General features: G+C 37.0%; 21 protein-coding genes and 1 other annotated feature. Of the genes, 12 read left to right on the top strand and 9 right to left on the bottom strand.

What is annotated here, in order from left to right:
- Positions 1–164 precede the first annotated feature (164 nt).
- The 3 genes from HMPREF0389_RS06830 to HMPREF0389_RS06820 all read left to right on the top strand — a co-directional run bounded on the left by HMPREF0389_RS06830 (position 165) and on the right by HMPREF0389_RS06820 (position 3,488).
- Positions 165–1,538 carry a sodium-dependent transporter gene (locus HMPREF0389_RS06830; protein WP_014262898.1) on the top strand — a complete coding sequence of 458 codons (1,374 nt, stop codon included), beginning with the start codon at positions 165–167 and terminating at the stop codon, positions 1,536–1,538.
- Positions 1,539–1,988: 450 nt separating this feature from the next.
- Positions 1,989–2,765 carry an SDR family oxidoreductase gene (locus HMPREF0389_RS06825; protein ID WP_041250838.1) on the top strand — a complete coding sequence of 259 codons (777 nt, stop codon included), beginning with the start codon at positions 1,989–1,991 and terminating at the stop codon, positions 2,763–2,765.
- A 270-nt stretch (positions 2,766–3,035) separates the two neighbouring features.
- Positions 3,036–3,488 carry a hypothetical protein gene (locus HMPREF0389_RS06820; RefSeq protein WP_014262896.1) on the top strand — a complete coding sequence of 151 codons (453 nt, stop codon included), beginning with the start codon at positions 3,036–3,038 and terminating at the stop codon, positions 3,486–3,488.
- 430 nt (positions 3,489–3,918) lie between these two features.
- On the opposite strand, the gene ansA is transcribed toward HMPREF0389_RS06820, so the two are convergent.
- Positions 3,919–4,926, bottom strand: a complete 1,008-nt coding sequence (ansA, locus tag HMPREF0389_RS06815; RefSeq protein WP_014262895.1) for an asparaginase — start codon at positions 4,924–4,926, stop codon at positions 3,919–3,921.
- A 411-nt stretch (positions 4,927–5,337) separates the two neighbouring features.
- Here ansA and HMPREF0389_RS06810 point away from each other — a divergent pair, with 411 nt between their 5' ends.
- The 4 genes from HMPREF0389_RS06810 to HMPREF0389_RS06795 all read left to right on the top strand — a co-directional run bounded on the left by HMPREF0389_RS06810 (position 5,338) and on the right by HMPREF0389_RS06795 (position 8,656).
- Positions 5,338–6,237, top strand: coding sequence for an energy-coupling factor transporter ATPase (locus HMPREF0389_RS06810; protein ID WP_014262894.1), 900 nt, complete (start codon positions 5,338–5,340; stop codon positions 6,235–6,237).
- A complete protein-coding gene (locus HMPREF0389_RS06805) occupies positions 6,222–7,082 on the top strand; it encodes an energy-coupling factor transporter ATPase (RefSeq protein ID WP_014262893.1) in 861 nt (286 codons plus the stop codon). Before HMPREF0389_RS06810 ends, HMPREF0389_RS06805 begins: the two co-directional genes overlap by 16 nt.
- Entirely contained in the window at positions 7,076–7,885 is an 810-nt protein-coding gene (locus HMPREF0389_RS06800) for an energy-coupling factor transporter transmembrane component T family protein (RefSeq protein ID WP_014262892.1), read from the top strand. The genes HMPREF0389_RS06805 and HMPREF0389_RS06800 overlap by 7 nt, the downstream gene beginning before the upstream one ends.
- A 246-nt stretch (positions 7,886–8,131) precedes the next feature.
- Positions 8,132–8,656: a GNAT family N-acetyltransferase gene (locus HMPREF0389_RS06795; RefSeq protein ID WP_014262891.1), complete on the top strand. Its 525-nt coding sequence runs from the start codon at positions 8,132–8,134 to the stop codon at positions 8,654–8,656.
- Positions 8,657–9,279: 623 nt separating this feature from the next.
- On the opposite strand, the gene HMPREF0389_RS06790 is transcribed toward HMPREF0389_RS06795, so the two are convergent.
- Genes HMPREF0389_RS06790 through HMPREF0389_RS06775 form a run of 4 tightly spaced genes read right to left on the bottom strand, consistent with a single transcriptional unit; the run spans position 9,280 to position 13,028 of the window.
- Positions 9,280–10,398 (bottom strand): metal ABC transporter permease, encoded by a 1,119-nt coding sequence (locus tag HMPREF0389_RS06790; RefSeq protein ID WP_014262890.1) that lies wholly within the window; start codon positions 10,396–10,398, stop codon positions 9,280–9,282.
- Positions 10,395–11,336 (bottom strand): metal ABC transporter permease, encoded by a 942-nt coding sequence (locus HMPREF0389_RS06785; RefSeq protein ID WP_014262889.1) that lies wholly within the window; start codon positions 11,334–11,336, stop codon positions 10,395–10,397. Before HMPREF0389_RS06785 ends, HMPREF0389_RS06790 begins: the two co-directional genes overlap by 4 nt.
- Positions 11,333–12,070: a metal ABC transporter ATP-binding protein gene (locus HMPREF0389_RS06780; protein WP_014262888.1), complete on the bottom strand. Its 738-nt coding sequence runs from the start codon at positions 12,068–12,070 to the stop codon at positions 11,333–11,335. Before HMPREF0389_RS06780 ends, HMPREF0389_RS06785 begins: the two co-directional genes overlap by 4 nt.
- A 13-nt stretch (positions 12,071–12,083) precedes the next feature.
- Entirely contained in the window at positions 12,084–13,028 is a 945-nt protein-coding gene (locus HMPREF0389_RS06775; protein ID WP_014262887.1) for a metal ABC transporter solute-binding protein, Zn/Mn family, read from the bottom strand.
- A 321-nt stretch (positions 13,029–13,349) separates the two neighbouring features.
- Here HMPREF0389_RS06775 and HMPREF0389_RS06770 point away from each other — a divergent pair, with 321 nt between their 5' ends.
- Together HMPREF0389_RS06770 and HMPREF0389_RS06765 are read left to right on the top strand one after the other, a co-directional pair.
- Positions 13,350–13,739, top strand: coding sequence for a hypothetical protein (locus HMPREF0389_RS06770; RefSeq protein ID WP_014262886.1), 390 nt, complete (start codon positions 13,350–13,352; stop codon positions 13,737–13,739).
- Between the two features lie 73 nt (positions 13,740–13,812).
- A complete protein-coding gene (locus HMPREF0389_RS06765; protein ID WP_014262885.1) occupies positions 13,813–14,256 on the top strand; it encodes a hypothetical protein in 444 nt (147 codons plus the stop codon).
- A gap of 125 nt (positions 14,257–14,381) precedes the next feature.
- Here the strand turns inward: HMPREF0389_RS06765 and HMPREF0389_RS06760 are convergent, their stop codons facing one another.
- The 4 genes from HMPREF0389_RS06760 to HMPREF0389_RS06745 all read right to left on the bottom strand — a co-directional run bounded on the left by HMPREF0389_RS06760 (position 14,382) and on the right by HMPREF0389_RS06745 (position 18,625).
- Entirely contained in the window at positions 14,382–16,100 is a 1,719-nt protein-coding gene (locus tag HMPREF0389_RS06760) for a phospho-sugar mutase (RefSeq protein ID WP_014262884.1), read from the bottom strand.
- Between the two features lie 397 nt (positions 16,101–16,497).
- Complete coding sequence (locus HMPREF0389_RS06755; protein ID WP_014262883.1) at positions 16,498–17,139, bottom strand: ATP-binding cassette domain-containing protein; 642 nt, start codon at positions 17,137–17,139, stop codon at positions 16,498–16,500.
- Between the two features lie 10 nt (positions 17,140–17,149).
- The gene (locus HMPREF0389_RS06750; protein ID WP_014262882.1) at positions 17,150–17,794 is read right to left on the bottom strand and encodes an amino acid ABC transporter permease; all 645 of its coding nucleotides are present in this window, start codon (positions 17,792–17,794) and stop codon (positions 17,150–17,152) included.
- 48 nt (positions 17,795–17,842) lie between these two features.
- Positions 17,843–18,625 carry an amino acid ABC transporter substrate-binding protein gene (locus tag HMPREF0389_RS06745; protein WP_014262881.1) on the bottom strand — a complete coding sequence of 261 codons (783 nt, stop codon included), beginning with the start codon at positions 18,623–18,625 and terminating at the stop codon, positions 17,843–17,845.
- Between the two features lie 378 nt (positions 18,626–19,003).
- Positions 19,004–19,252: a binding site (T-box leader), on the bottom strand.
- A 478-nt stretch (positions 19,253–19,730) separates the two neighbouring features.
- On the opposite strand from HMPREF0389_RS06745, the gene HMPREF0389_RS09145 reads away from it, so the two are divergent.
- From HMPREF0389_RS09145 to HMPREF0389_RS06725, 3 genes are all read left to right on the top strand, one after another.
- Complete coding sequence (locus HMPREF0389_RS09145; protein WP_014262880.1) at positions 19,731–21,035, top strand: DUF6630 family protein; 1,305 nt, start codon at positions 19,731–19,733, stop codon at positions 21,033–21,035.
- 195 nt (positions 21,036–21,230) lie between these two features.
- Positions 21,231–21,764 carry a hypothetical protein gene (locus tag HMPREF0389_RS06730; RefSeq protein WP_014262879.1) on the top strand — a complete coding sequence of 178 codons (534 nt, stop codon included), beginning with the start codon at positions 21,231–21,233 and terminating at the stop codon, positions 21,762–21,764.
- 200 nt (positions 21,765–21,964) lie between these two features.
- Positions 21,965–22,387 (top strand): hypothetical protein, encoded by a 423-nt coding sequence (locus HMPREF0389_RS06725; protein ID WP_014262878.1) that lies wholly within the window; start codon positions 21,965–21,967, stop codon positions 22,385–22,387.
- Positions 22,388–22,558: the final 171 nt, after the last annotated feature.

The following is a 22,558-nucleotide window of genomic DNA, read 5'->3' as shown; positions in this document are numbered from 1 at the left end:
CTATGGAATTTTTTTAGTTCATTTTCATTTTACAATTAACCGGAAAAATAAAATTTTCAGAATTGTTTATTTACTTATTGATTTTTTTATGTTCTTGTGGCACAATAGCAAAATACACTTATTTTTTACAAATGGTGTAAATCGTATCAAAAGGAGGGCTTTTAGTGGAACAGAGAGAGAAGTTTTCATCAAGGCTGGGCTTTATTTTATTATCAGCAGGTTGTGCAATCGGATTAGGGAATGTTTGGCGATTTCCATATGTGGTAGGAAAGTATGGTGGAGCAGCGTTTGTACTAATCTATCTATTGTTTTTGGGGATCTTGGGATTGCCGATTATGGCAATGGAACTTTCTGTTGGTCGAGCGAGTCAAAAGAGTGTGATTACATCTTTTCATGTGTTGGAACCGAAGGGAACGAAGTGGCATATTTTTGGTTATATCGCAACACTCGGGAATTATTTATTGATGATGTTTTATACCACGATATCCGGTTGGATGCTCTATTACTTTGTGAAGATGGTCAAAGGTGATTTTGTAGGCAAAACAACGGAAGAAGTAGGAGAAATGTTCGGCACCTTAGTGCAACAACCGGAAGTTATGGTTTTTTGGATGATTGTTGTAGTGGCGATAGGATTTTTAATTTGTTCCTTCGGGTTACAAAACGGAGTGGAAAAAATTACAAAAGTGATGATGTTAAGTTTGCTGTTCATCCTATTTGTGTTGGTAGCAAGGGCGATTACTTTGCCGAACTCAGCAGAAGGACTACACTTTTATCTAAAACCTGATTTTCACAAAATGACAGAAATCGGAATCAACGAAGTTGTTTTTGCGGCGATGGGACAGGCATTTTTTACATTGAGTATCGGAATGGGTGCGATTGCTATTTTCGGAAGTTATATTGACAAGGATCACCGTTTGATTGGTGAGGCGATGAGTATCACTTTGTTAGATACTTTTGTGGCGGTGATGGCAGGATTGATTATTTTTCCGTCTACTTCTGCATTCGGGATTCCGGCAGATTCCGGTCCTGCGTTGATTTTTATAACCTTACCGAATGTATTTAATGCGATGGCAGGAGGAAGATTGTGGGGTTCACTATTCTTCTTGTTTATGAGTTTTGCAGCATTTTCGACAGTGCTTGCCGTATTTGAAAACATTATTGCATCAAATTTGGAATTATTCGGAACAACAAGAAAAAAAGCGGCTTTCATCAATGCACTTGTCATTATGGTACTATCCGTTCCATGTATCTTAGGATTTAATGTATGGGGTCATATTATGCCGCTTGGAGAAGGAAGCAGTATTTTGGATTTGGAAGATTTCCTTGTAAGTAATAATATTTTGCCGTTGGGTTCTTTGATCTATTTGGCATTTTGTACAAGCAGATATGGTTGGGGATGGAATCACTTCCTTGAAGAAGTTAACACAGGAAAAGGTATACAGTTTCCGCGTTGGTCAAGAGTCTATGTCAGTTATATCCTACCTGTGATTGTACTATATATTTTTGTACAAGGTTATATTGCGAAATTTTTTGCATAAGATTGAGATAGGGTGGAATGAATTCTTTTGGAAACAGAATAACTGTTGTATTGTAACAGGAATCTTCCATCTGAAAGAGAGACGAATGTTTGAACAGGAATGAAATCAATCCAACTGAAAGAAAAACGAATTTTACAATAGAAACAAAATGAATCGAATAAGACTTATTTAGAACATGATTCTCATATTTGATATGGGAATCATTTTTTGTCCTTCTTTCTTTATTATTTTAATATGATATAATGAAATTACTTAGCAAAGTTAAGTACAAAGTTTCAGGTTTGGTAGCATGATGATAAGAATTCTCGGATGAATCAGAAAAGGATGGTACGGTTTCGCTGTGGAATTTATGTGATTGTATCATTGCTTGAAATGGACATCAAGGGGGCAACTTAACTTGATTGTTATGGGAGAAACATGGTTTTTATCAGTACAAAGGAGGAGAGCAGTATGAGTTTTTCAATGAAAGACAAGGTAGTTATTATTACCGGAGGAAGTAAGGGAATCGGACTTGGAATTGTGACTGTATTTGCAAAAGAGCAAGCAAAAGTTGTTTTTACCGGAAGAAATGAAGAGACCGGAAAGCAGACACAACAACAGTTGAAAGAACAAGGATTGGATACTCTGTTTCTTGCATCGGATGTCAGTGATGAATCCTCTATGAGAAACTTGATGAAACAAGTTTATGATACCTATGGCAGAATTGATATTTTGTTGCACAATGCGGGGATTTATCCGGAAGTGAAATTGGTGGATATGACATTGGAAGATTGGGATAAGGTACACAATATTAACTTGAGAGGAACTTTCATTGCAATCAAAGAAGTTATTCCGTATATGAAGCAACAGAACAAAGGCAAAATTGTAATCACATCTTCTATTACGGGACCGAAAACAGGGAATCCGGGATTAGCACATTATGCGGCAAGCAAGGCAGGAGTCAACGGTTTGATTCGTACCGCCTGTTTGGAACTTGCACCATGGAACATCAATGTAAACGGTGTGGAACCGGGAAATATTATGACACCGGGAATGACGGATGTGCTTGGAGAAGAATATATCAAAGCACAGGAAGCATCCATTCCATCCGGGAAATTGGGAGTACCGGAAGATATTGCCTATGCAGCAATGTTTTTGGCATCAGAGGAAGCGAATTATATTACCGGACAGACTATTGTTGTGGATGGTGGACAAATTTTACCGGAATCGAAGTTGGAAATTAATTAATTTCGTAGAAACTCTTGTGTGAGTAGAGTAATGGGAGAAGAGCATTATGGAATAGAAACTGTATCAACGGTACCGGTCATAAATATCTTGATTCTCTGTAGATTAGAGTTTGGATGATTTGATACAGAGGAATTGAGAAGTTGGAATGTCGTGGTCAAGTTTCATCAAGTATCAATTCCCCAAAATATTACCCTGCTGTATTCAGAGACAAAATAACAGAATATCATTTCGATTTAACATTAAGTAAGATAAGGTTATGGGAGAAACAGTATGAATCATATTCCGAAAATACCATTTGTGATAGAAAAGTTTATTGAAGCGAAAATATGTACACAGGTGCCATTACTTCCTTGTATTTATGGAGACTTTGAAAAAATGCAGATGGGTTATCGTTGGTATCCTGTCCAAAACTGTACACTGACAACAAAGCATAACGGAAGTTGGCAAGAGAGTTGGTATGTGATTGCTCAAAATGAATTGGGAGACCCGTTCTTTGTGGATTTTAACATAGAAAATTATCCTGTCTATACAGCTATACATGGAACGGGAGGCTGGAAAGCATTGAAGGTTTCAGACAGCATATACCGATTTGTGGAAATTCTTAATAAAATAAACAGTGTGGATTTGACCTTTCCCTGTACTTTGGATTTTTTGAGTGATATGGTAGATTTGAAAAGTGAATTTTGGATTGAGGTAAATGAAAATTGTCAAGAGGTTGAATAATTTCAGTGTGAAAGAGTGAGATACAATGAAATAAATCACCAAGAGGAAGTAAAAGCATTAGCTGAATACTTCCTCTTTTTTATCATATAAAATCTAATGATTGAATTTGAAAAAGGGCAATGTAATACAAAAACCCGATAAAATGATGAAACCGGTTTAACCTTTACATATCGCTTTGATTGTTTCATTCATCAGTGTATTTACAAGTTCACAGAGTCTGTTCACAAGTTTTCAAGTATTTGAAACACTTCATTTTTCATAAAATAATGAAATCATTCTATGGCGTTTTAATATAATCTCTTGAGAGAAACAAGAATTTAAATTGTAAATGACAATTTGAAACAGTGATGACAGAAAGTAATGTAAGCAGACAACCGTATCAAAGAAACAAAGGTGTCAATTTCAGCTAAATTTTTGTGATAATTGGATGTTATCGAGAGAGTTCTCCGGCGATATTGGTTTCCATCCATTTTTTGAGTTGTTTTCGATTATAACCTTTGCTTAGCAAATAATACAGTTTGGCTACCGTAGATTCAACAGTCATATCGTAAGCACAGATGGCATCGGCATCTTTGAGTTGAGAACTGGTTTCGTACTCGCCAATGGAGGTTGTACCGCGTAAACATTGGGTACAGATAACAACTGCGGTGTTGTTCTGTTCTGCTGTTTGCAAAAGTTTTGTTAATTCATGACTTCTGTTTGGAATATTTCCGGAGCCGAACGCCTCTATGACAAGGGCGTCCAAGTGTTCTGTAATCAATTTCGTAAAGCTGTCATAGGAAATTCCGGGGACGACCTTCAATACGAGAATATTTTGTTTTTTGATAGGAGTGTAGAGGAGTTCTGCTCCTTTTGGAATATCGATGTTGCGGTTGAAATAACGAATGGTGATACCTGACTCAGCCAAAACCGGATAGTTCGGAGAAGAGAACGCACCTTTCTCATCAGAGCTGATTTTGACACAACGGTTTCCGCGAAATAATTTGTTTGCAAAAAAGACACAGACTTCAGAGATTTGACCTTCTCCTGCAATCATCAGTGAAGAAATGATATTATCTCGCGCATCGCTTCGAATTTCTTCAAGAGGGATTTGAGAACCTGTTAACACGATAGGTTTGCTCAAACCTTGCAACATAAAAGAGAGGGCAGATGCGGTATATGCCATGGTATCTGTTCCATGTAAGATAACGAAACCGCAGTATTCGTCGTAATGTTCAAAAATATCTTCTGCAATTTTGGTCCATTGTTCCATTTGTATATTGGAGGAATCCAGTAGTGGAGAATATTCAATCAAATCAAATTCAGGAACTTCATGGTAAGACAGCTCGTGAATTTGTTTCAGGGAGCGTTCCAAAAAATGCGGTTCAGGATAGTATCCGTTCTCTGTTTTTTTCATTCCGATGGTTCCGCCGGTATATATCATACATACTTTTTTCATGGTAAAACTCCTATCTTTTTGATAAATTACTTCTATTATAGCAGATAAAAAAGAAAAATCAGAACAGGAAATAAAAAATGAAGATTAATCGAAAAAGGGAAGGATAGTATGGTATAATGTGGTTATTTATTGAGAGGGAATCAATGGGTGAAGATTCCTGTTTGGAAATTTAGAAATTCGACATGTTTCATGAATTTCGTCAATAATTATACTTGATATTTATGGTATAATGAAAAGCATAGTTGTAATCAAAATCTTTGATAAAGACAGTTCGACAGGAAACAAAAACAAAAAATTGTTGGCTGAAAAATATGAATCTATGAAGATAAAGTGACTGTTCATCTTCAATCGAATATGGTATGATGATGTTTGATTGTAAAATATTTTTAGATTTATATTTACAATGAAACAATGATACAAAAGATAGAAAAGAGGAGTCTATTGGAAGCAAAATTAGAAAGAAATTATGACACCAATCCTATCATTCAGGTGCGGGATTTGGTGTTTGAATATAGGTCATTAGAAAATGAAGTGAATCGTGCGGTAGATGAGGTAAGTTTGGAAATTCATCCCGGAGAATTTGTTGTCATTATCGGACACAACGGTTCCGGAAAAAGCACGATGTCCAAACATATGAATGCAATTTTATTGCCATCGGAAGGTGATGTCGTTGTCTTGGGATACAACACGAAAGAGGAGAACCGTCTGTGGGATATTCGCCAAAATGCAGGTATGGTATTTCAGAATCCGGACAACCAAATTGTTGCGAGTATCGTAGAGGAAGATATGGCATTCGGTCCCGAAAACTTGGGGATTGAAAAGACAGAAATCAGAAGAAGAGTGGATGATGCATTAGAACAGGTCGGAATGACGGAGTTTCGAAGAAGAGCACCTCACAATCTTTCGGGAGGACAAAAACAAAGAGTTGCAATCGGTGGAATTATTGCGATGAAACCGAAATGCATCATTTTGGATGAACCGACTGCGATGTTGGATCCGAACGGAAGAAAAGAAGTAATGGAAACCATTCATCATTTGAACAAAGAAGAAGATATTACCATTATTCATATCACACATTTTATGGAAGAGGCGATTCATGCTGACAGAGTCTATGTGATGGATCATGGAAAGATTGTGATGCAGGGAACACCGCGAGAGATATTTCCGAGGGTAGAGGAGCTGAAGGCTTTGGGATTAGATGTTCCGCACATGACGGAGCTTGCGTATTTATTGAACAAAGAAGGAATGAATATTCCAACAGATACATTGTCTATTGAAGAAATGGTAGGTGCATTATGTCAATTAAAGTAGAACAACTGTCACATATCTACAGTCCGGGAACTCCGTTTGAAAGCGTTGCACTCAAAAATGTGAATTTTGAGGTGAAAAATGGAGAGTTTATCGGTTTGATTGGACACACAGGTTCAGGAAAAAGCACCTTGATTCAACATTTGAACGGTTTACTGAAAGCAACTTCCGGTAAGATTTATATCGACGGAATGGATTTGACTTCAGCTGATGTCACTTTAACAGATATCCGTAAAAAAGTGGGATTGGTATTTCAATATCCGGAATATCAGTTGTTTGAAGAAACGATTGAGAAGGATATCGCATTCGGTCCTTCCAAATTAAACTTATCTGCGGAAGAAATTACGAAACGAGTGAAAGAGGCAATGCAAATGGTAGGTCTGAATTATGAAGCACTTAAAGACAAGTCACCGTTTGAACTGTCCGGAGGTCAAAAGCGTCGTGTTGCGATTGCAGGAGTGCTGGCAATGAAACCGGATATTTTGATTTTGGATGAACCGACAGCAGGTCTTGACCCTAAGGGGAGAGATGAAATCTTAAATCAAATTAGAGTGGTGCAACAGACTTACGGGACTACGATTATATTGGTATCCCATTCCATGGATGATGTGTCAAGGTTAGTGAATCGTCTGATTGTAATGAATCGCGGAGAAGTTGCTTTTGACGGAACGCCAAGACAAATTTTTGCGCATCAAAAGAAAATGGAATCTATCGGTTTGGGAGTACCGAAGGTAGTAGAACTTTCCAACAGATTGAGAGAACAAGGTTGGGAGATTTCAGAAGATATCTTGACTTTGGAAGAGATGAAGGAAGCAATTTTAAAAGAATGGAGGAAAAAACAATGTTAAAGGACATCACGTTAGGACAATACTATCCGGGCGATTCTTTCATACATCGTTTAGATCCTCGAGTAAAAATTTTGTTATCGTTTTTGTTTATGATTGCACTGTTTTTTATTAATAAATTCTACCCATACCTCTTTATCCTTGCATTTTTGTGCTTGATTATCAAAGCATCTAACATCCCTTTTTCATACACCATAAAGGGAATCAAACCGATGTGGCCTTTACTGTTGATTACTTTTTTAGTCAATGCGTTGTTAGGTCAAGGAGAAATCCTGTATCGTTTCGGTTTTTTGAAAATTACTAAAGAAGGAACGTGGCTGGGTTTATTTATGGTCATTCGGTTGACTTTGCTCGTTGCCGGAACTTCTCTGTTAACTTTGACAACAAAGCCGATTGAGTTGACGGACGGAATTGAAAAATTGCTGAACCCTTTCAAAAAAATCGGACTTCCTGCACATGAAATTGCAATGATGATGACAATCGCACTTCGTTTTATTCCAACTTTATTGGAAGAAACCGATAAGATTATGAAAGCACAGATGGCAAGAGGCGCAGATTTTGAGAGCAAAAAATTGATGGAGAGAGCAAAGAGTTTGATACCGTTGTTGGTTCCGCTGTTTATCAGTGCTTTTCGTCGTGCGGATGAACTTGCGATGGCAATGGAAGCACGATGTTATCGCGGTGGGGAAGGTCGTACCAGAATGAATGAGATTATGTTGGATCATACAGACTATGTAACCTTTGCAGGAACATTGCTCTTCTTTTGCGGTGTTTGTGCAACCAGATACTTTGCATTCGGAATATAGGTATCGTTGACAGGCGGACTAAAAACTGTAGAAAATACAAAACGTAAATAATTTTTTGATACAAGGAAAAGATTGTTTCTAAATGCAAGGAAAAATATCATTAACGGAAGAAGTACCCTCTGTAAGGAAAACTACAATGAAAAACAGAAAATCATACCGAAAACAGATGGTTACAAGGTATGATTTTTTATTTTGAAAGTGGAAGATTTTATAATAAGAAAGATTTTTTTGAAAGGTGTGAAACGGATGGAGATTCGTAAGGCAGTTGAAAAAGACATTGATGAAATTGAACAAATTTATTATAGGATTCATCTTGAAGAAGAAGAAAACAGAGTGGTGATTGGATGGGAGAGGGGAGTATATCCTGTCCGTGCAACAGCGGAGCAAGCCTTGAAACGAGGAGATTTGTTTGTGGGAGTAGAGGATGGTGCGGTGGTTGCAACATCCATTTTGAATCATATTCAATTAGAAGAATATAGACAAGTTTCTTGGAAAAAGGAGGCTTCTGATGAAAAAATTATGGTATTGCACACATTAGTGGTTGATCCGTTGAAGAAAAGAAAAGGATATGGGTGCCGGATGGTAGCTTTTTATGAAGAATACGCAAGAAATCAAGGTTGCATTGCACTTCGGATGGATACTCAGACTAAGAATATGGCAGCTCGGAAATTTTACAAGAGGTTGGGATATTCCGAGATTGGAGAAATAGATTGTATTTTTCAGGGAATTCCAAGAGTAAGACTGGTACTTTTAGAGAAAGTATTGGAATAAGGATTATATAGAATAATTGGGAAAATTTGACAGCAGAGTTTATCGTTTTGAATATAGAGTAACAAATATTGCAAAAAATAACTCCTGTTTACAGTGAATGTTTGAACTATTACATCTGTAAACAGGGATTGTTTTTTAATTTGTTATAGATTCATTTGGGATACTGTTATCTGATACGAATCACTGATTAAAATCATAATAATTCTAAAAACTGATGAAACGATTGAACCAATCCAATCTCTACAGAGGATACTTTTAATTGTTTCATGAATCAGTTTATTTACACTTTTACAGGGGCTGCCCATAACTTTTTCAAGTATCTGATTCCGGGAAATAATTAAATCATTCTATGGAGTTTTAGTATAAAAATCTGCTTTTTTTCATGCTCTTATCTTTTATTTTTTTATCCTCATACATTACATCTATCATTTTCAAATGGAGTTTTGTATTCCCTTGCTTTATCTCATAGTATAGAAGTTACTGTTCATGGTTTCACAGTTCGATACTCCATTTCGGTTGTTTCGAATAGGACAATGTTAACAAGAGAAGGTATGTTTGATGAATCAAGGAACATCTATGACAGTTTCATGATATTCCGGTATTTTACACTAATCCGATATCCGTCACTCTTCCAAGATAAAAGCATAGTTTTTTCGAAGACGCTCTTCTCCTTTTGAGGTAATGACAAAACAATCCTCTTTCATTGTGACAAATCCGTTCTCTAAAAGTGATGAGCTGATGTCATTTACCTGTTCTGATGACCAACAGAGATGGTTTCCGATGGTTTCAGCAGAAATTTCTTCTGTCACACCGTGGTGGTTATATAGATGAAGGAGAAAGGTATCTTTGGTAAAAGTTTGCTTATTTTTTCTATGTGTCATCCATTGGAATACCAAACCGTTTTTCGGAGAAAACAGAAAGACGAATAAGAATGTGATTCCTGTCATCAGAGCGATACTTCCCGGAATGGATACATCGAAGTAAGCTGCAATTTCATACCCCAAAAAACTGTTGAGGATGCCGATGATGGAGCTGAATCCAATCATTTTTTTCAAATTCTCTGTAAGGAGGTATGCGGTTGCAGGTGAACCTATCATAAATGCGATGACAAGGATGGAACCAACTGCCTCGAAGGATGCAACAATCGTAACCGATACGAGAGTCATCAACAGATAATGTATCAAAGACGGCATCATTCCGAGTACAAACGCAAGAGCGGGATCAAAGGTACTGACTTTTAATTCTTTGAAAAACAGTATCAAAAATGCAAGGTTGATGACGAGCACTGCACCTGAACTATAGATTGCCCTTGCACCCAAATCCAAGTTTCCGATAATCAGTTTTTTGTAGGGAGCAAAGGTAATGTCTCCAAGCATCACGCAACTGACATCGAGGTGTGTGTTGCGTGCATATTTTGAAATAATGATAATTGCAATACTGAACAATAATGGGAATACAATTCCGATTGCGGAATCTTCCGATACCAATTTGGTAGAATGCATTGCCTCAACCAAATATACGGTCAGTACACCAATCAGTCCGGCGCTGATAATGAGCACAGGTGACGATAAATCTTTTGTCAAAAAGAATCCGATCACAATTCCAAGTAAAATGGTATGGCTGATGGCATCAGTCATCATGGACATATTGCGTAAGAGTAAAAAACAGCCGACCAGAGTACAGGAGAGAGATACGACAATTCCAATCAATAGAATCTGTGTCTGTGGACTGAAAAGTATCATATTCTTTCACCTCCGATTTTTTCATAGGAATTTGCCTTCAGTTGTTGATAGAGCACAGCATGATTTTTTCGTTGGATCATCCATTTTCGAATGATTCCTCGCGGAGCAAAGAGTAAACTTCCCAAGACAATGATACTCATAAAGGCAACAATGGTCGGACCGGTTGGAATCCCCGGAATATAGGAACTTACCATTGTGCCGAGGACCCCTGACATTCCGCCGAACAACGAGGAGAGTACGACCATAACAGACAGCTTATCTGTCCATTGTCTTGCTGCAGATGCAGGCGAAATCAAAAGAGCGCTCATCAAGATGACGCCGACTGTTTGCAGTCCGATTACAATGCCAAGTACCATTAAAAGAGATAGAAATCCACCGAAAAATGTACTTGGAATTCCGATTGTTTGTGCAAACACAGGGTCAAATGTCACTAACTTAAATTCTTTCCAAAATACAATCATCATAGAAAACAGCACAATTCCTGTTATAATCATAATCCGAACATCTCTTTTCAGAAGAGACGACGCTTGTCCGAAGATAAACTTTTCCAGTCCTGCTTGATGAGAACCGGAATTTTTTTGGATATAGGTCAAAAAGACAATTCCGATTCCAAATAGCACAGACAGTACCAATGCAAGTGACGCATCAAACTTCAATTTGGAATGTGAAGCGATGGTCGTGATAAGGTACATACTGAGCAATCCGGAGAGCAAAGCACCGAAAAGCAACACTTCTATATTTTTTGAATTTGTAATGAGGAATGCAATCGCAATTCCCGGAAGTGTGCAGTGAGAAATCGCATCGCCAATCAAACTTTGTTTTCGAAGAACGGCGAAACATCCCAGAGCACCGCTAATCATACCGAGTACCAGAGAACCGAATGAAACAACACGAAAGGTAAAGTCATTTTGAATCATTTCTATCAATGTTTGAATCATAGTTCTGCCTCCTTTTGAGAGACAATGCGGTAAGTCTGTTTGATATTGTTTTCCGTAAATACTTCTTGAACAGGTCCGGATGCAACTACCTTAATATTCAAGAGGGTCACTTCATCAAAATAGGATTTGACTGTTTGTAAGTCGTGATGTACGACAATTACCGTTTTTCCTAAATCACGAAGTCTTTGAAGGACACTGACAATGGATTTTTCCGTTTTAGCATCTACACCTTGAAACGGTTCATCCATCATGTAGATATCTGCGTTTTGAACCAATGCTCGCGCCAAGAAAACTCTCTGTTGTTGTCCGCCTGACAACTGACTGATTTGTCTGTGTGCAAACGAAAGCATACCGACTTCTTCCAATGCTTGTTCCACTTTATCAAAGTCCTCTTTTTTTGGTCGTTTCAAAATACCGAGTTCTCCATACCGTCCCATCATCACAACATCGAAGACGTCTGTCGGAAAATCCCAATCCACACTTCCTTTTTGAGGAACATAGGCAATCCTTTTTCTGACAGCAGAGTATGGTTTTCCAAAAAACAGTACATTCCCGCTGACAGGTGTCAAAAATCCCAACATGGATTTGATTAATGTAGATTTTCCGGCACCGTTGGGACCGACAATTGCCATTAAAACTCCCTTTTGAACCGTCAAGTCAATATCCCATAGAACAGGGGTGTGATTGTATGCAATTGTTAAATCTTCTACCTTAATTGCTATCTTATCTGACATAAAAATACCTTCTTTACTTCAATGCATTTACTACTGTATCAATATTGTATTTCATCATACCGATGTAGGTACCCTCAGGAGTTCCTTCATCTCCAAGAGAGTCTGAGAATAATTGTCCGCCGATGACAATAGATTGTCCCTTCGCTTCGACAGCCTCTTTTAGAGCATCGATATTTTTTTGTGGAACGGAAGACTCGGAGAAGATGGCTTTGATATGGCGTGAAACGATAAATTCCGCCAAGTCGGAAATATCTTTTGTAGATGCTTCCGATTCTGTGGAAATTCCTTGAATTCCCTTTACTTCAAAACCGTAATCTCTTGCAAAATAACTGAATGCGTCATGAGCAGTTACCAATACACGAGATTCTTCAGGAATTTCTGCAACTCTTTCATCAATGTATGTTTTTAGTTCCGCTAATTCTTTTTTATAAGCTTCCAAATTTTGTTCATAGAATTCTTTGTTTTCCGGATCAAGTTCAATATAGCCTTTTGCTACCTGTTCTGCGGCAGACTCCCAGTTTTTGGAACTGTTCCAGATATGAGGGTCACCAATCGGGTCATCTGCGAAAGGAAGCACATCTTCTTTTGGCAGTCCTGCGCTTGCGTTGACTACTACTTTTCCATTGAGTCCTTCCAATACATCCACCATTTGACCTTCAAAGTGCAGACCGTTATATACGACCATCTGTGCGCCTTCTATCTTTTCAATATCACCGGCAGTAGGTTTGTAAAGATGTGGATCTACTCCGGGAGCCATGATTCCGGTAACCGTTGCTTTCTCTTTTCCGATTTGTTCTGCCAAATCTCTTAACATGGTAGAAGTTGCTACTACTTGTAGAGTAGGTGTATTTTCTCCTGCATTGTCTCCTCCTTGTGTTTCTGAAGTTTTGTTATGACATCCTGTCAAGGAGATTGCTAATACACAACTTAAACATAATATCAATAATTTTTTTAACATAATAATCCTCCTCAAAAATGATAATTTTTGTTAGAATAAAATCGGAGATACAAAAATATTTCTTGTAAAACAGTTTTATTCTTACAGAACGAAAAGAACTTGCCATGATAGATAAAAATAGTGTTCTTGTATCGTATTACCATGGTATTTCTCTTTCAATATACTACAATAGATACCGATAATCAATATCAAATAAACATATTTTTCAAATATAATTAAAATTTTTGTTTGATAAATTTTTATTTCTATGATAGGATTTATGGGAAAATGTACAGATGTCTGTGTTCTGTTGATATTTACATATTGAGGGAGGTGAAGACAATGGTATATAAAAGAAGTCCGATTGCTGCAATTTGGAATTGTGTTGCTGTTGTATTTGTATTTATCTTTTTATTTTTTACATTGGGATATTTCTTTGGGACGAAAGTAGCAATTATTGGCGCAAGTGTTGTATCACTGATATCTTTTGTAAATGTGATAAGAGATATGAAACTGAAAGTAGTCGTAGAGGGAAATGACTTGGATATCTATCTTGGAAAGAAAGAGTATCATTATGAGATTGATAAGATTAACATAAGGTCGGAAAGCAGGGATTTTGACTCATTTACTTTGAAGATTACAGATGAAAACGGAGTACAAGAAACTTTTGATTTATCGTTGCTGGGATATCGAAAATACAATCAACTGTTATATGATTTAGGGTTTGAGTAATATTGCAATGAAGTTAAGTAAAAACGATATGGTAAAAAATTAAAATGAAGCTTATTATGAGGAGGAATTTGGTATGAAAGCGGCGTTAGATTCATTTTTTTCAATGGGGATGTATGCATATTTCATCATTGGAATGTTTCTTTTTTCAGGTGTGTATGCGATTTTCTATATGAAGATGAATAAAAAGGCAAAGGAGAAGTGGTTAGATGAACATAAGGGAGCTGTAAAAGTATCTCTTTCAACAGGTACCAATCTTATTACCAGCAAACAGTTATTGGCAGAAGTTGTAAGCGGAGAGGCTGCGGTATTTACAGATAAGACATCATATGTTGTGTATGCGATGCCGGGAGATATTGTTTTGAGAGTTACTTATTCTTATACAAGACCGGGAGTATTGCACAAAAATGTTACAACGACTTGGGGTCCGGCTAAAGTGAATTTTCACCTTGAACCAAATAAGGAATATGCGCTTACATTTGATAAGAAAGAAGAGGAGTTTAAGTTAGAAGAAATATAGAAATCATTGTTTTAATTCGTGAAAAAAATATGATTTTCACCAACTACGACTGATGTGGTGGAAAGTTGAGAAAAAAAGATTGTATCCTATGTGATAATAGGAACAATCTTTTTTTCTCGGAAGTTTTATTTTTCACTCAAGGACAGAACAGTGCTCTTGAATTGTTTTAGTTTTTCATCCGCTTCTTTTTGTGAACTTGCTTTGATTCCAAAGTAGATTTTCAGTTTCGGTTCGGTACCTGACGGACGAAGAGCATACCAAGATTCGTCTTCAAACAGAAATTTGATGGCATTGGTTGGTTCGATATCGATTTTGGATACCGTTTGTGTTTTGATATAAACAGATTCAGAGATAGCATAATCAAGATAGGTCACCAAAGAGAGTGAGCCGATTGTTTTTGGATAGTCTGTTCGATAGGAGCGCATGATTGCTTGGATTTCTTCCTGTCCCCTGATTCCTTCCCGAATCAGAGAAATGGTATCTTCTGCAAAGTAGCCGTGTGTTTGGAATAGTTGTTGCAATACATCTATCAATGTCATTCCTTTTGTTTTGTAATATGCTGCAGCCTCTGTTAACAGCATTGCAGAGGATACGGCATCCTTATCTCTTACAAATGTTCCGGCAGTATATCCGATACTTTCTTCATAACCGAACAACACTTGTTTTTCTTTCGTCTTTTCGTACAGGTTACTGATTGCAGAGATGTTTTTGAATCCGGTAAGGACATTGACAACTTCTACACCGTAATATTTTGCAATGGTTGCTCCCATTTCTCCTGTTACAATAGTTTTGACCATAAGACCGTTGCTTGGAAGGAGATTTTTTTCTTTCATGGAAGAAAAAAGATATTCGATTAAGAGAGCACCTGTCTGATTTCCTGTTAAAGCATGATATTCTCCGTTGTGATAACACATTACGGCAAGTCGATCAGAATCAGGGTCGGTTGCAATCAACAGTTCTCCGTTTACTTTTTTTGCAAGTGTAAGAGAATACTCAAATGCACGAAGGTCTTCGGGATTCGGATATTCTATTGTCGGGAATGTTCCGTCAGGCTGTTCCTGTTCTTTTACGACATGGACATTGTGGAATCCTCGCTCACGAAACACTCTTTGGACAGGAATACTTCCGGCACCGTTTAACGGAGTATATACGACAGAAATGTTTTTGTCGATTTCTTCATCACGCAAGGAAAGAGATTTTACTTTTTCCAAATAGATGGTGTCTATCGGTTCTCCAATCCATTGAATTCTTTTTTCCTGTAACGCCTGTTCAAAGGAATAGGTTGGAATTTCAGAAAACGATGTTATCTTTTGGATTTCTTGCACAATTTGGTTTGCGATATCGTCCTTGATTTGAGAACCTTCATCCCAGTACACCTTATATCCGTTGTAATCTTTCGGATTGTGGCTGGCAGTGATATTGATTCCGCCGGCACAGTGGAGATGTCTTACGGTAAAAGAAAGTTGAGGTGTACTTCTTAAACTTTCGTAAAGATACACAGGAATATTGTGTGCGGCAAAGGTACATGCTGCAATTTTGGCAAATTCATCTGATTTGATGCGACAGTCATGTGAAATGGCAACTCCTCGTTGTTTGAACTCTTCTCCGTAATAAGAGATTACTTTTGCAAACGCATGTGTTGCTCTTGCGACAATGTAGGAGTTCATTCTGTTACTGCCGGCGCCTAATTTTCCACGCAGACCTGCCGTTCCAAATGCCAACTCTTGATAAAAACGGTCTTTTAATTCCTCATCATTTTCCTGTAAGGCAAGAAGTTCTTTTTTCGTCTCATCATCAACTGCAGTATCATTAAGCCATTGTTGGTATCGTTGTAAGTAGTCCATAGCAAATTCCTTTCTTTGGTAGTAAAGTCTATTTGTAGTATCAAATTCTTATTGTAGTAACAATCGTTGTCGAAGGATACCTGTGATAAAAGTCTTTTTGTTATTCTTGGTATCCTCTTATATTTTACAATAAGGAGTCTATGATTTCAAATAATACAGAGGAATAATTTTTTCAAAAGAGAAGAATTGCTTAGGAGATAGAGTTGTTTTTATTGGAATACCGTTGTTTGTTTCACTTGTCTACCATAATTATGTTAAGTTATTGTTCTTGCTTTCATGACTTCAATATGTTCTTCCGTTTCGTTCCCGTTATCATTATCTGAAACAGATTTGTTTCCCATTCAAATGGATGGCAGATTTGTTAGGTTCCGGTATCACAAATTTCTTTTCGATAACACTAATGCTCTATCAGGAGTTTGTTTTTCAGCATGAATTTTTTGGTGCTGATATCCTCTACAAACTCTTTGTCATGGCTTACAAAAAGGATTCCGATATCCTGTTTTTGTAAATCATGAAAAATTCCTTTCACTTTTTGTTTGCTCTTGTGATCAAGTGCCGCTGTCGGTTCATCAAACAGAAGAATGGTAGGATTCAGCATGCAAGCTCTTGCGATTGCAACTCGTTGTTTTTCTCCTCCGGACAATTGGAAGGGATAGGATAATTTTTTGTGAAGAAGTCCAAAATGATCCAAAAGGGTAGCTGCTGTATTTTTAGCTTCTTCTTTGCTCATGAGAGAGTTGACAATAGGAGAGAGCGTAAGATTTTGTTCGACATTCAAATGAGCAAACAGTTGATAGTCTTGAAATACCATCCCGATTTCGCTTGGAGTAGGAGTTTTTTTTGAGTTGTTTTTTAGGAAGAAAATTTCTCCTTCTTCTACTTGCTCCAGTCCGCACAGACATTTCAGCAAGGTGCTCTTGCCTTCTCCGGACGGTCCGAAAACGGAGATAATGTCTTTTTGAGAGATGGAAAGGGATAAATGTTCAAAAATGATTTGCTGATGGAATGATTTTGTAACATTGTTTGCAATTAGTTTCATGCGGAACCTCCTATTCATAGTAAGCAAATTTTTCTTCAATTCGTTCCAAAGCGAAAGTGAGCAGAAATACGAGTATAAAATACAAGCACGCAACAAACAGATAAGGAACAAAACTCGCATATGTGTTGGATACGGATTTTGCAACTTTTAGGATATCACTCATCCCTAAGATGTATACGAGAGAAGTATCTTTGAGCAGATTAATGACTTCGTTGGCAACGGAAGGCAAGGTGATTTTGATAACCTGCGGAACAATGATGTAACGAAAGGTATTTTTTTTGCTCAATCCGAGAACTTTAGCCGCTTGATACTGTCCTTTTGGAATGGACTGGATTCCGCCACGAAAAATTTCTGCAAAATAGGCGGCATAATTCAGCGTAAAAGCAAGCCAGATTGCTGTGAATCTTGGCAGTGTAATCGAAACAACGGGTACCAACGGCAAGCCGAAAAACAGAAACATGGTTTGGAGCAAAAGTGGGGTAGAACGCATGACATAGATATATTGCTTGACAATTGTTTTTACCCATGGAATTTTGCTGTCACGAAGCGGTGCAATGAGTAGTCCCAAAGGAATGGAACACAAGAGCGTGGAAAAAAACACGCTCAATGTGGTCAATAATCCTTGATAACTTAGGGTGATGAGTGAAGTTAGCATTGTTGTCGTCTCTCCTTTCAAAATGAAGAATCATTTGACAAGTTGTTTTTAATTGGAGAACCATCTTTGTCGGATATCATCATAAGTTCCGTCCGCTTTGAGTTCTTCCAATCCGTCATTGATTGCTTGTAATAGTTCAGTGTCTTCTTTTCTGATACCGACTGCCATATATTCTGTTGCCAAAGCTTCCTCTAAAATACGAAACTCTTGTGAGGCGTTTTGTTTCATATAGTATCTTGCCAAAATCTCGTCTACAACGATGGCATCGCATCGCCCTGTTTGCAAATCTTGGAATACTTCGTTGTTGCTCGGATATTCGACGATTTTTGCTAAACTTGTCGAAATGGTAGGATTTTGGTTGACAGCGTCAATGGCGGTAGACTCTGCTTGAAGGGAGATTACTTTCCCCTTCAAATCTTCTATTGTAGTAATGGGGCTGTCTTTCATCGTGATAACAAGTTGTTTGTCTTCCACATAAGGCGTGGAAAATGCAACCTTTTGTTTCCGTTCTTCGGAAATAGAATAGCCGTTCCAAATCATATCAATATTTTTTGCATTCAATTCATTTTCTTTCATTGCCCAGTCAATCGATTGAAAAGTAACGGTAAAGTTTTTTCGACGTGCAATCTCTTTTGCCAAATCAATGTCAAATCCAACCAATTCTCCGGAAGAATCTCGAAATCCCATCGGTGCAAAGGTGTCATCCAAACCGATGACATAGTTCGATGTTTCTGAGTTGTTTCCCTGTGATGGTTGCTTATTCGAGCAAGAGCAAAGAGAGAAAAGAAATAGGATACCCACTAAAAATAATACGATGTTTTTTTGTTTCATTTGAATAACTCCTTTCAATCATGAAAAATTTGTAATGTGTGAACACAAGAGTTTTTGTTACACTATCCCAAAAGAAATCTCTGATGGTTTTGTGCAAACGGTGCTCTTGTTTGAAAACAAGAACAGAGGCAAAGAAATCAGAAGAAAGAATAAATTTCTGTTTTACTCTTCTTTCAGTGAAATTGAGTGAAGTTGTGTCATCATCAATGACGTTTAGAGATGAAAAAATTTCTTTGAGAGGAGGGAAAGATATGAGAGGAATAAAAACCATTTCTTAAGAGTGTTATGTTTGGAGCACGCCTTTATAAGAGGTTTATTCCGTTTCCATATTGGAATTTTATTGCTTATCCAATAAAAAAGCCCTCGTCCGATTCTTACGAAAAGGACGAGAGCTGCTGCTCACGTGGTCCCACCTTTTTTTAATGATACCTTGCGATATCATCCTCAACGAGTACAATCATACTCTTGCACGATAACGGGTGCGAGGTTCCGGAGTCGGCTAGTGGCAAAATGCTTCACCGATCAGCTCAAAGATGTGTTCTTTCTATCTTCTCTGTGTATTTTCACCAACCATACACTCTCTGTAAGAGGGACAACAGAAGTACTATTTCTTCTCTATGCTTTTTCTTGTTATTTCTTGTGAATCATCATAACACGATAAAATTAAAAAGTAAAGAAGTTTTTTGTTTTTTCTAAATTATTTTAATAGTGCAAAAATAAAAACTCTGTTTCTTTCATTGTTTGTTCATACTAAAACTCTATGAAATGATTGAACCAATAGTTATTTTTGATTGTTTCATGAATCAGTTTATTTACACTTTTACAGAGTTCTCCCATAATTTTTTCAAGTGTCTGAAATACTTCCTTTTCCAAAAAATAATTGAATCATTATATTGAGTTTTAGTATCAATTATGTTTCTAAATACAGGGTGTTCATACAGAATATGATACAACAATACATCTTAATCATAAAAAGGAAAGTGAGAAGTTTAAAGTTTGATATATCGTATGTCTCAGTGAAATTTGTCTGAAGTCGAAGACTGAACTTGGAATTTATGGTACAATACAAGATAAATAACATATTTATTGAAGGAGGACAAACAGGATGACAAAAGAAGAACGGGCTGAGAAGTGGTTTGAGAAGATATCTGACAGTGAATCAATCAGTTTGGAAAAGAAGATGGAGATATGTCATAAAGCTGCCATTGGAATGGTTGTGATATTTTTTGGGATATATATCATAGAACGATTTTTATTATACAAGTTAACAGACGGTCAGCTTTTTTATTATATGGCTGATATTCTAAATACAATGTCTAAAGATGTTCATACAAGAAATCAATATAGAGGGTTAGCGATTGTCGGTGGAGTGATGGTCCTTCCGTTGATGATTGTACCGTTTTTTGCTACCATGTTGTTTAAAAAGCAATATATTAGATATCAAGTTGAAAAGTTAAAAGATACCATGAAAGTCAACGGTTCTCGTTCTGAAGTCTATTCCGGTCCTTCGACAAAAAAAGAACAAAAGAAGGATTTCAACTGTTCGGATTGGGTATTGGATGTTGATGGAACAGAACAGGACGGCTTTACAGAAAAAGAGTTGAAACAACAACTTGAATCAATTCAAAAAGGGGATATTGATTTCATCATTTTAACTCCACCTGAACCGATTAGAATACAGACTGTAGGATGTTTATGCAAATTTATCCAAGTTTGTCAGGATAAAGATTCCAATTACTTTCATCTTGAGGTCGGTACTGTTAGCGAGAAGCGTAATAATGATATTCTGATTTACGGAAAAGACGGACTTACTGAAGAAGAAACAATGTCCATCTTCAGAAAGGTAATAGATTACAGTACCTCATTTGATGTGAAGGAGTGGGAAGTGGTGTTGGATTTGGGGACAAACTCTGATGTTGAATCGTATAGGAAAATGGTTGCACTGTTGACAGAGAATACAGAAGTTCGCTCTAACTTAGAATTTTGTTTGGAATCTCCTCAACAGTATTACAAAGAGAAAGCCGACATTTATGAAGAACGTTGCATTGACGGAAATCAAGAAGATAAGACTATTATATGGATTGGAATGGTAGATGAGATGCTATCCGGCAACGAAGCGATTGAATTGGATTGGAAGACAGATGCCGAGGATTTCTTCTATGAGATGAAAAGTTTGGCGAATCGACATCGTTTGGAGATACAAGAAGATTGGTTCAAAAAGGATGATGATATCCCTACATGGTGCGAGGTATTGGATGAAAAATGGATGGATAAGGACTTCTGTGTAGGAGGAATGGACATTGATAGTGACAGCTATGTTTTGTTTGTTTGTCAAGCAGAAGTATTGAAACAGCTTTCCGAATTGGGCAAACAGGTAGGACAGAAATTTGATTCTGCAAAAAATATGTAGTTCAAACAAGGGTTTTTTCAGAGTTGCATTGATTGGAAACGGTTATCGTACAGGAAGTTGACGAAGGAGCGACAGACAACAAAGAATGTGTAAAAAAGTTGTCAATAGCAGTGTTCGAATCAATTCTCTAATGATGATAGGAGAAATTTGTCATTGGAGAACGGTTCCTATAGAACGGAATATGGGAGAATAAGTATGAAAAGGTATGAATTTATAGCGATAACATCAAAAAACGATGTAATAATGGGTTTGAGTTGCGTTACGGTATTTGGATTCTCTATGCTGTTATTTCAGTTAGGATTGTTTTATAGCGGATTGGATAAAACATTGAAATCGCATCCGGTATTATTGCTTTTGTTTATTTTTTTGTTACTTGCTGTTGCAAATGTTTTGTTTCAAAAAATAAAGGAAAAATTGGTGAAACATTATAGCGTGGAGCTTGAAGAAACGAAGATAAAGATTTTTGAAAATGGGAATGAAATGGTCCAAGGTCAGATTTCCGGTTGTTATACAAAGGATAACTCAAGTATGTCGGTAAAGTCTTTGAGAGCGGATTTCTATGTTGATGATGAAAAAATATCCTTTAGAGTAAGACCTAAGACATACAAAACCATTCAAGGCTCAACTTCCGGGAATCTTTTCGGAACAGGCAGTTTATCAGATATAGAAGAGTTAGCATCCTTGTGTAAAGATATCAAAGGTGTTGTCGGAGAAGGGGAAGACGAGTAATCTGTTTTCGCAGAAAATGAGTATTAGGAACAGAATATACCTTGAGAGAAAGAGAATATTGAAATAGTATAATATCTGTGTATCAAGTACAGGATGAACTTTGCCAAAATTGTCAGGGGTTATTTAGGGTGTTTATGGAATAAAGAACAGAAAAAATTGATATTTTTAAGGATAAGGATATTAGGGAAGAGGATGAGAAGATGTTTAAATATTTTTTGATAGGATTTGAATCGGTATGGGAGATGTCGCTTTTTAGGTATGTAAGTATTTTGCTGATAGGAGTGATGATACTGCTATGCCTTCGAAGATTGTTTGTTGTTTGGAAAAGTGGTGGAAGTTTTTTTGCACCTTATCATATCAGAAATGGAAATCTTTATATTCACAATGCTGTGTTTTTTGGAAAAAGAATCATTTCGTTAAGTGAGATAAAGCGTATTCAAATTCATTGTTTTCACGGTAGGAAGGGTGGAGGAAGAAGATATCTTCTTCAGATTGAGAAAAAACATGGAAGAGCAAGCAATGTGATCTTTGGAAAAAGTAAGAAAACGGATCAAATGGTGGGTAATCTACAGAAAGAGACCAAGAAGTACGGTATTAAAATTCACAAAGGGTTGTGGCATTAGTCAATGGATAGAGCAGTATCCTATTCCTTTTATATTCTTTAGAGAAGACGGAGTTGTCCCGATAAATTGACAAAAACTTTGACGGTAGGTGCTATGGTAAAAGATTTGGCGGTCAGTTTGAGAGAATGACAAGTTTGATGCTTACAATCAGATTTTAGAAATTGCTTGTTT

Origin of the sequence: Filifactor alocis ATCC 35896, assembly GCF_000163895.2 — a bacterium.
Classification (GTDB): Bacteria; Bacillota; Clostridia; order Peptostreptococcales; family Filifactoraceae; genus Filifactor; species Filifactor alocis.
This window is presented reverse-complemented; position numbering and strand designations above follow the sequence as displayed.

Bases quoted from the DNA above. Each gene is read 5' to 3' on its own strand.
- HMPREF0389_RS06825 (WP_041250838.1), top strand. From the start codon at position 1,989: ATGAGTTTTTCAATGAAAGACAAGGTAGTTATTATTACCGGAGGAAGT.
- HMPREF0389_RS06820 (WP_014262896.1), top strand. From the start codon at position 3,036: ATGAATCATATTCCGAAAATACCATTTGTGATAGAAAAGTTTATTGAA.
- ansA (WP_014262895.1), bottom strand. From the start codon at position 4,926: ATGAAAAAAGTATGTATGATATATACCGGCGGAACCATCGGAATGAAA.
- HMPREF0389_RS06810 (WP_014262894.1), top strand. From the start codon at position 5,338: ATGATACAAAAGATAGAAAAGAGGAGTCTATTGGAAGCAAAATTAGAA.
- HMPREF0389_RS06805 (WP_014262893.1), top strand. From the start codon at position 6,222: ATGTCAATTAAAGTAGAACAACTGTCACATATCTACAGTCCGGGAACT.
- HMPREF0389_RS06800 (WP_014262892.1), top strand. From the start codon at position 7,076: ATGTTAAAGGACATCACGTTAGGACAATACTATCCGGGCGATTCTTTC.
- HMPREF0389_RS06795 (WP_014262891.1), top strand. From the start codon at position 8,132: ATGGAGATTCGTAAGGCAGTTGAAAAAGACATTGATGAAATTGAACAA.
- HMPREF0389_RS06790 (WP_014262890.1), bottom strand. From the start codon at position 10,398: ATGATACTTTTCAGTCCACAGACACAGATTCTATTGATTGGAATTGTC.
- HMPREF0389_RS06785 (WP_014262889.1), bottom strand. From the start codon at position 11,336: ATGATTCAAACATTGATAGAAATGATTCAAAATGACTTTACCTTTCGT.
- HMPREF0389_RS06780 (WP_014262888.1), bottom strand. From the start codon at position 12,070: ATGTCAGATAAGATAGCAATTAAGGTAGAAGATTTAACAATTGCATAC.
- HMPREF0389_RS06775 (WP_014262887.1), bottom strand. From the start codon at position 13,028: ATGTTAAAAAAATTATTGATATTATGTTTAAGTTGTGTATTAGCAATC.
- HMPREF0389_RS06770 (WP_014262886.1), top strand. From the start codon at position 13,350: ATGGTATATAAAAGAAGTCCGATTGCTGCAATTTGGAATTGTGTTGCT.
- HMPREF0389_RS06765 (WP_014262885.1), top strand. From the start codon at position 13,813: ATGAAAGCGGCGTTAGATTCATTTTTTTCAATGGGGATGTATGCATAT.
- HMPREF0389_RS06760 (WP_014262884.1), bottom strand. From the start codon at position 16,100: ATGGACTACTTACAACGATACCAACAATGGCTTAATGATACTGCAGTT.
- HMPREF0389_RS06755 (WP_014262883.1), bottom strand. From the start codon at position 17,139: ATGAAACTAATTGCAAACAATGTTACAAAATCATTCCATCAGCAAATC.
- HMPREF0389_RS06750 (WP_014262882.1), bottom strand. From the start codon at position 17,794: ATGCTAACTTCACTCATCACCCTAAGTTATCAAGGATTATTGACCACA.
- HMPREF0389_RS06745 (WP_014262881.1), bottom strand. From the start codon at position 18,625: ATGAAACAAAAAAACATCGTATTATTTTTAGTGGGTATCCTATTTCTT.
- HMPREF0389_RS09145 (WP_014262880.1), top strand. From the start codon at position 19,731: ATGACAAAAGAAGAACGGGCTGAGAAGTGGTTTGAGAAGATATCTGAC.
- HMPREF0389_RS06730 (WP_014262879.1), top strand. From the start codon at position 21,231: ATGAAAAGGTATGAATTTATAGCGATAACATCAAAAAACGATGTAATA.
- HMPREF0389_RS06725 (WP_014262878.1), top strand. From the start codon at position 21,965: ATGTTTAAATATTTTTTGATAGGATTTGAATCGGTATGGGAGATGTCG.